The organism is Rhodococcus sp. BS-15 (genome assembly GCF_000813105.1).
In the GTDB taxonomy this organism is placed as follows: Bacteria; Actinomycetota; Actinomycetes; order Mycobacteriales; family Mycobacteriaceae; genus Rhodococcoides.
Genome location: NZ_BAOX01000031.1, coordinates 20,902 through 27,533, shown reverse-complemented (window position 1 = coordinate 27,533; position 6,632 = coordinate 20,902). Strand labels below are relative to the sequence as shown.

Annotated in this window: 11 protein-coding genes; all 11 read left to right on the top strand. The window is 63.6% G+C overall.

What is annotated here, in order from left to right; genetic code table 11:
* Window positions 1-384 precede the first annotated feature (384 nt).
* Window positions 385-837: a hypothetical protein gene (locus RHBS_RS06530; RefSeq protein ID WP_128645196.1), complete on the top strand. Its 453-nt coding sequence runs from the start codon at window positions 385-387 to the stop codon at window positions 835-837.
* Complete coding sequence (locus RHBS_RS06525) at window positions 834-1,112, top strand: flagellar hook-length control protein (RefSeq protein ID WP_128645195.1); 279 nt, start codon at window positions 834-836, stop codon at window positions 1,110-1,112. Before RHBS_RS06530 ends, RHBS_RS06525 begins: the two co-directional genes overlap by 4 nt.
* The gene (locus tag RHBS_RS28810; protein ID WP_183130137.1) at window positions 1,109-1,273 is read left to right on the top strand and encodes a hypothetical protein; all 165 of its coding nucleotides are present in this window, start codon (window positions 1,109-1,111) and stop codon (window positions 1,271-1,273) included. Before RHBS_RS06525 ends, RHBS_RS28810 begins: the two co-directional genes overlap by 4 nt.
* A 33-nt stretch (window positions 1,274-1,306) precedes the next feature.
* A complete protein-coding gene (locus RHBS_RS30300; RefSeq protein ID WP_237669049.1) occupies window positions 1,307-1,729 on the top strand; it encodes a recombinase family protein in 423 nt (140 codons plus the stop codon).
* Between the two features lie 327 nt (window positions 1,730-2,056).
* On the top strand, window positions 2,057-3,217 hold the full coding sequence (locus RHBS_RS06515; RefSeq protein ID WP_121869694.1) for a hypothetical protein: 1,161 nt from the start codon (window positions 2,057-2,059) through the stop codon (window positions 3,215-3,217).
* On the top strand, window positions 3,190-3,399 hold the full coding sequence (locus tag RHBS_RS30295) for a hypothetical protein (RefSeq protein ID WP_237669048.1): 210 nt from the start codon (window positions 3,190-3,192) through the stop codon (window positions 3,397-3,399). Before RHBS_RS06515 ends, RHBS_RS30295 begins: the two co-directional genes overlap by 28 nt.
* A 175-nt stretch (window positions 3,400-3,574) precedes the next feature.
* A complete protein-coding gene (locus tag RHBS_RS30290; RefSeq protein WP_237669047.1) occupies window positions 3,575-3,712 on the top strand; it encodes a hypothetical protein in 138 nt (45 codons plus the stop codon).
* A 97-nt stretch (window positions 3,713-3,809) separates the two neighbouring features.
* Window positions 3,810-4,226 carry a hypothetical protein gene (locus RHBS_RS06505; RefSeq protein WP_128645194.1) on the top strand — a complete coding sequence of 139 codons (417 nt, stop codon included), beginning with the start codon at window positions 3,810-3,812 and terminating at the stop codon, window positions 4,224-4,226.
* Between the two features lie 305 nt (window positions 4,227-4,531).
* The gene (locus tag RHBS_RS06495; RefSeq protein ID WP_121869690.1) at window positions 4,532-4,729 is read left to right on the top strand and encodes a hypothetical protein; all 198 of its coding nucleotides are present in this window, start codon (window positions 4,532-4,534) and stop codon (window positions 4,727-4,729) included.
* Between the two features lie 164 nt (window positions 4,730-4,893).
* Window positions 4,894-6,246 carry a terminase large subunit domain-containing protein gene (locus RHBS_RS06490; RefSeq protein WP_237669051.1) on the top strand — a complete coding sequence of 451 codons (1,353 nt, stop codon included), beginning with the start codon at window positions 4,894-4,896 and terminating at the stop codon, window positions 6,244-6,246.
* Window positions 6,243-6,608: a hypothetical protein gene (locus RHBS_RS06485; protein WP_121869689.1), complete on the top strand. Its 366-nt coding sequence runs from the start codon at window positions 6,243-6,245 to the stop codon at window positions 6,606-6,608. Before RHBS_RS06490 ends, RHBS_RS06485 begins: the two co-directional genes overlap by 4 nt.
* Window positions 6,609-6,632: the final 24 nt, after the last annotated feature.

Below are 6,632 nucleotides of genomic sequence, written 5' to 3'. Positions count from 1 at the left end.
GTGGCGGTGTGGCGCTGTGGCGGGGGGTGTGTCTTTTCCGCTCCGATTGAAAGTGATTGCAACACAGAACAATACACTTATATACGTGTATTAATTTAATTCCCGTATGTACACGCGTTTACTGAATGCCAGAGAGAAAAACACACCCTACCGCCACAGCGCCACACCGCCACACCGTCCGTGACCAGTGGTTTTAGCCGTGGCAGCGTCGCCACACCGCCACAGCGACGAGCGAAGCTCCGAGGATCGCATGGTCGCTCGATAGATCGGGCAGCCGAGAGGACGATTGCCGCTGACCTGCGGCGAGCCCCGATTGCCTGCACCCTCGCCCTGTCTAATAACCAAATACAACCAAGTGCGTCGTACCGAGAATGGAGGCCGTCGATGACGAACCGACCACGCGCAGCGACGCTGGACCGCGTCGGTAAAGCGATCGACCTACGCAACTCGGGCGCGACGTGGCAGCACGTCGCCGATCAGCTCGGCTACCGGTCCCCCTCCTCGGCGGCTGCGTCGGTGCGTCAGTACGTCGATCGCATGGCAGAGGGAAACGACGTCGGCCACTTGCTCGCAATGGAGGAATTGAAGTTGCAGCAGCGCGAGCGATACATCATGGCAGCGGCGGCGGAAGTACCCGCTGACGACGTCGGTGGCCGCGACACCGTCGACAGGGCACGTGATCGGATTGCAAAGCATCGTGCGTTCATCCACGGACTCGGCAAGGTGAACGTCGACCACACCGTCACTGTCCAGCCATCCACAACCACGATCCTCGCGGACGCCCGAAAGCGACTGCTGGAGATCGACGGCACCATCGAGGGAGAGATCGTCGGATGACCGCCAAGCGAGATGCGATCGTAGCCGCACTGTCGGTCGCCGAAGACATCGACGGTGGACGCATCGCGACCGCCGATCTCGACCGAGTAGCCGCCGAGGAATGCCGCGCGCTGTTCGGCGTCGTGCGTGGCCCCGACGACCCACTGTGGTCGCTGCACGTCGAGGTCGCTCGGCAGGTGCTCGCACTCGACGGTCTGCCGCCCGACGAGATGTCCGAGTGGCTCGCTGTCGCCCGTCGCCGTGCCGACCAGACACCAGCAAGCTCGACGCCGTGACCGACCCGGAGATCCTCGCTGACACGGCATCTCGGCTACGTCGAGTCCTCGCCGCGATAGACGCCGACGAGATCGAGGCGAGCGGCGACGACCGGGCTCGGATCGAGGGCGCGGCGTTGGCACTGGAGACCATCGCTGGAGTTGATCCCACGTTTCTTTAACCCAAACGGTCGTTTGCGTTATAGGATGACAGTATGACCACGCCTCGCACTCGTCGCCGCAAAGCGGACGTCGGCACCGTCGTCACTTATCTGCGTGTCAGCACCGACGAGCAAGCAACGTCCGGCGCTGGTCTCGATGCGCAGCGGTCGGCTGTCTCGGGCGAGATCGAGAGGCGCGGCTGGACTCTCGTCGAGACGTTCGCCGACGAGGGCGTGTCGGGGTCCAAGGCAGTCGACGCGCGGCCGGGTCTCGTGGGCGCAATCGAGGCGATCGAGTCCGGCACCGCCGCGATACTCGTGGTCGCCAAGTCCGATCGCCTCGCTCGCAACCTGCGAGCACTGCTCGACGTCATCGACCGCGTCGAGCGCGCAGGCGGCGTCGTGGTCGCCGTCGACCAGACCATCGACACCAGCACGGCAGCGGTCGATTCACGACGGCGATTATGGGCGGCGTAGCGAGCTGGAGCGATCGCTCATCAGCGACCGGACCAAGGCCGCGCTTGCCGTCAGGAAAGCACAAGGCGTCCGGCTGGGCCGACCGCTGTCCGTTCCGCTGACCGTCGTCGATCGGATCACAGCCGAGCGCGCAGGCGGCGCGACCTGGCAACGCATTGCCGACGGACTCAACGACGACGGGACGCCGACCGGCCAAGGCGGCTCGCGATGGTTCCCAAACACCGTCTCTCGGATCCACAAGCGCGCGTCAGTCAATCGAATGGATGGCACGGCTACCGCCATGGGTTCCGTGTAGTAAGTCTGGGACGTTCAGATAGCCTCGCGTCTGTGACCCACGACTCCGAGCAATCCCGCGTCATAGCGGCGATGCGCCTCAGCGGCTCGCGGTTCCACGCGAAAGGCATGCCCGCCGAGTCATTGGTCGAGGTCGCAGCCCTTGAGGACATCCTCCGATCACTCGTGAGGCTGTATTGGCGCGATCGCCACCCAAACAGCAAACGCATTCCTAATAATTACGACGACAGAATCGCGCTACGACTCGTCGAGAAGATCGGTGACGGTTCCGCTGTGCCGTTGCTCGAATATGACCTTGACCCCGGCCTCGCTGATCTGTTCGCCGAGGATGAACTCAAACAGGATTACAGTCGCGCCCTGCTTACGGTCGAGGCATTTATCGAATACGCCCTGTCCGGTGAGGGCCAGATCCCGGCCGACATTAGGCGCATTGAAGCGAACAAAGTCAAGAAGCTCGGGCAAACGATGGACCGCGGCGACACGATCCAAGTTGCTGCCACTAACCGCGTCGATTGGGAGTCGGTCTCCCGCTACACCCCGTCGACGCGGACCACCGCAATCGAGGGTCTCGACGTCGAAACCAAACGCGCCGTCGTCGTAGAGGGTCGAGTCGTCGACTTCCACGTCATGTCCGGCCGACTGATCGTGCGCGACCGTGAACACAAAAGAGATGTAGCAGTCCCCTACTACGGCACTGAGGTTTCGGTCAGCATCGACCCGGCACAGCAGCTGTTCAAGTGTCACGCCGAGGGCATCGGCGACTTCAACGCAGATGGTCGCCTGACCAAACTAGCTTCAGTCACCACGCTCGCTGTCGTGAACGTTACCGAGGACGCGCGACTCGCTCGCGAAGCACTAACGGCGCTCGCCGACCTTGACGAAGGTTGGATGGACGGTGAGGCAGGAGAACCAATTTCCGACTCTGTAATCCAGCGAGGCCAAATGGTGATCGAATCAATGCTCGCTCTCGGAAACCTCACAAGCACCGTCTTCCCGACGGAAGAGGGCGGGATTCGTTTTTACTGGTCCGGGAATGAGAACCAGCTCTCGATCGAGGTCGAGCCAGACGGAGCAATATACGTCCACACCGCGGACACCGATGCGGGCACATTCAATGACGAAACGATTCCTGCCGAGGTGTCCGAGTTGACCGATGCCTTGGACTCGTGGTTGTCAGCGGACGGAAAGAAATGACCGAGGATCCTGAGTTCCGTCGCGAGCGAATGACCGACCCTTCCGCGCAGTTGCTTCGACCGATCATCCATCAATGGGTGACCGCAGACGTAGTCAATTTCGAGGCGTTCAAACTCAGCACAGCCGACAAAAAAAGACTCGAATCGGCTGTCCATTGCTCGCGGCGCGGCGACATCGGCTGAGCAGGCATATCGCGATCGGGCCGACGCAGTCAGACGCCGCTGCGAGGACAACGGTAGGCCGTACATCGCTCCTGTTGGAGTTCTCGGACTCGACTTGAGTGAGGTCGAATCGGTCGAGATCAAATCCCCGAGCGGCGATTCGAGTCGACAGCCCCTGACCGTATGGGACGACTCAATGAACAGCTCTCGTCCCGACGACCACGGCCACATTGACTACAACGAGCTGCCGCCGTCCGACAAGGGTGCCTACACGCTGGTCGCCAAAACCCTTGTTGCTCGGGCACAGAAGAACGGTTGGAAGTACAAGCCATAAAGGTACCGTCCGAACCCCGATTGGAAGTCTGGGTAGAGATCCGGCTCAGAGGGCGATCGAGATAGCTCGGCGGAGCCTCGGGTGCTTGGATAGCCGCGTGATCGATTTTCTCAGCTCCAATGTGGGCATCCGCTGCGTGTTGACGGTCGGATTGGTAGCGCAGCTGGCAGGCGTTGCGCTTGTGGTCCGTGATCTGATGACGCGACACGGTGCGGCCCGGCGTTTCACCAAGAACATCAACATGATCGAGAAGGTCCATAGGGAGCTGCAAGACGACTCCGAGAGCGAAGCGCTCGAAGCTGCGAACGGCGACGAGATCTACGCCGCCATGATCAGGCCGAACGTCGAAATCGGCTTCCGGGCGAGCAAGGCCGAGATGGCGACGCATCACATCGTTACCTACCTGCTCGCCGAGGTCGAAGTCCCGAAACGATGGAAGACGTGGGTCGGCCCGATACTCCTATTTTTCGGAATCGTCCTGGCATACGCGGGGGCAATGCTGTCCATCCGCTAGACCCGAGTGTTAATGCGGCGCAATTCATCTCGACGCCCAAGCCACTCTGCACGCCCGTAACTTATGGTGCGGGCATGGAAACTACACAGCCCGTCGACCCGCGGTCCCGAACGATGGAGAGCTGGCGCGCGACCCTGGCCGTTCTCGCGAGCCGAGGCGAGGTCGACACCCCCCCGCGTGGTGGAAGCGCGCGCTGCGCTGAGCTGGCACCGATGCGAGCGCTTCTTCCGACGTGAGATCACCCGAGGTGCGCTCGCCCCGGCGACGGCCGAGAAGATGCTCGACCGACTCCGAGGAGCGAAGTGATGCCTTTTCAGACCCCCGCGCTGGACGACACCACGACGGATTGCACCGGCCAACTGTGCGAGATCGCAGGCCGCGACCGAGCGGTAGCCGCGCAACTCCGAGCACAGGCAACGAAGCTGGTCAAGCTCGCCGAGGTGCTCGAATCTAACTCGTCGATCGCGTCATCGGCCGCGGGCGACCTGCTCGCGGGTAAGTGACCGACGCCGTCACGGTGCGGACACTGGTCGCGGCCCGCGAGCTGTCCGCTCGACGCAACCAGGTCAAGCCGTCCACACCGGCCGAGTTGGCAGCGCGGCTCGATCCGAGGTTCGTCGTCACGCCGACGATCGCTCTGCTGAGTGACGTCGCGCGCCGGTCGGTGATGGAGCCCGACCAGCGCGACATCGTGAGCACGCCGCCTCGGACGGGAAAGAGTCGACTGCTCGCGGTCTGGACCGTGGTGTGGGCACTCGCCGACAATCCCAACCGTCAGATCGTGCTCGTGTCGTACTCCGACGAGCTGGCGCAGGCACACAGCCGCGAAGCGCGACAGCTCATAAACGAACACGCCGCCGTGCTCGGCATCCGGCTATCCCCCGACAAGACAGCGGTCGGACGGTGGCGGGTCGACGGCCATGACGGCGGCTTGCTTGCTACCGGAATCAACAGCGGCGTAACGGGATTCGGTGCAGACCTGCTGATAATCGACGACCCTGTCAAAGATGCCGCCGAGGCCGACTCGGCAGCCCACCGCCGACGAGTGATCAACGAATACAGGAGCACGCTCGCGACCCGAGTGCATCCGGGTGGCTCGGTTCTGATTGTGATGACGCGGTGGCACGAGTCCGACCTCGCGGGCGAGTTGCTATCTGCCGAGCCCGACGTGTGGACCCGAACGAACATCCCCGCCGTGTCTGCGAGCGGTGTCCCCGACGCACTCGGGCGTGAACAGAGCGGCGTCGCGATGACCAGCGCACTCGGGTACACACCGGATCACTACGCGGCGGCGCGGCGAACCTCGGGCGAAAGAACCTGGAACGCGCTCTACCAGGGCGTACCAACTCCGCCCGAGGGCGGCTTGGTCCGTCGCGAATGGTTCGACGCCTGGCGTCTGTCCACACCGCCAGCTAGCCCGGCATTCACGGTCGTCGGGGTCGACCCGTCCGATAGTGGCCGCGGTGACGCGTGCGGCTTAGTCGCCGCGTGCGTCGATAGTGACGGCGTGGTCGCGGTCCTGCGTGACCGGTCGCGGCCGATGACCTCCGAGGCGTGGGCGAGGGCAGCGGTCGACCTGGCTGTCGAAGTCGGCGCATCCGAGATCGCGATCGAGGGATTCAGCGCGAGAGAGACATACATCGCCGTCGTCCGCGACCGGCTGCGCAGAGCCGAGGTTGACCGGCACATACGCGTGACGAGCTGGCCCCCGCGAGGATCGGGGCGCGGCGGCGGTGACTCGGTCGCCCGGTCGTCTGCGCTTGTCCAAGCGCTCGAAGTCGGCACGTGCCGCGTCGTCGGCACCCTGGCAGAGCTGGAGAAGTTGGCGGCGAATTGGCAAGTGGGACAGCATCAACCGGACTCACTCGCGGCACTCGTGGTCTCTCACGATGTGCTGAGCCACGCAGCCGGGCAGCAAGGAATGACCCTCGCCAACCCGTTTCGGTCGATGGAGGGCTCACGCGGCGCTACAGTCACTCCGCTCGACGCGGCGCTCTCACGACGTAGGAGATTCGCATGACCTGCATTCCCCGCGGCCCACACCCGCCGTGCCCGGTCGATGGGTGCGAGCACGACGACCCCGACGGAACCCTCGCCCAGCAAGGTCGCGCATTGCTGGCCCGCCGACTCATCGGCACCGCCGACCCGGCCGGGTGCTCGTGCACCAAGTGCACAGGCGACCCGTTCGACGACACCGAGGCCGCACAGGCACTCGACCACTTATCGGACCGCGAGGCGGTGTTGTTCCTGCTCGACGTGATTCGTCAGGACCGGTATACGAAGTGTGGGCAGTGCGGCGGTCTCGTCGTGCACTTCGCCGATACCGTTGCAGGACAAGTGAACTACGCGCGCGGCGAGTGCCCGTTCCATCCCGTCGAGTAACGACGGACATCCTTTGCACGGTGC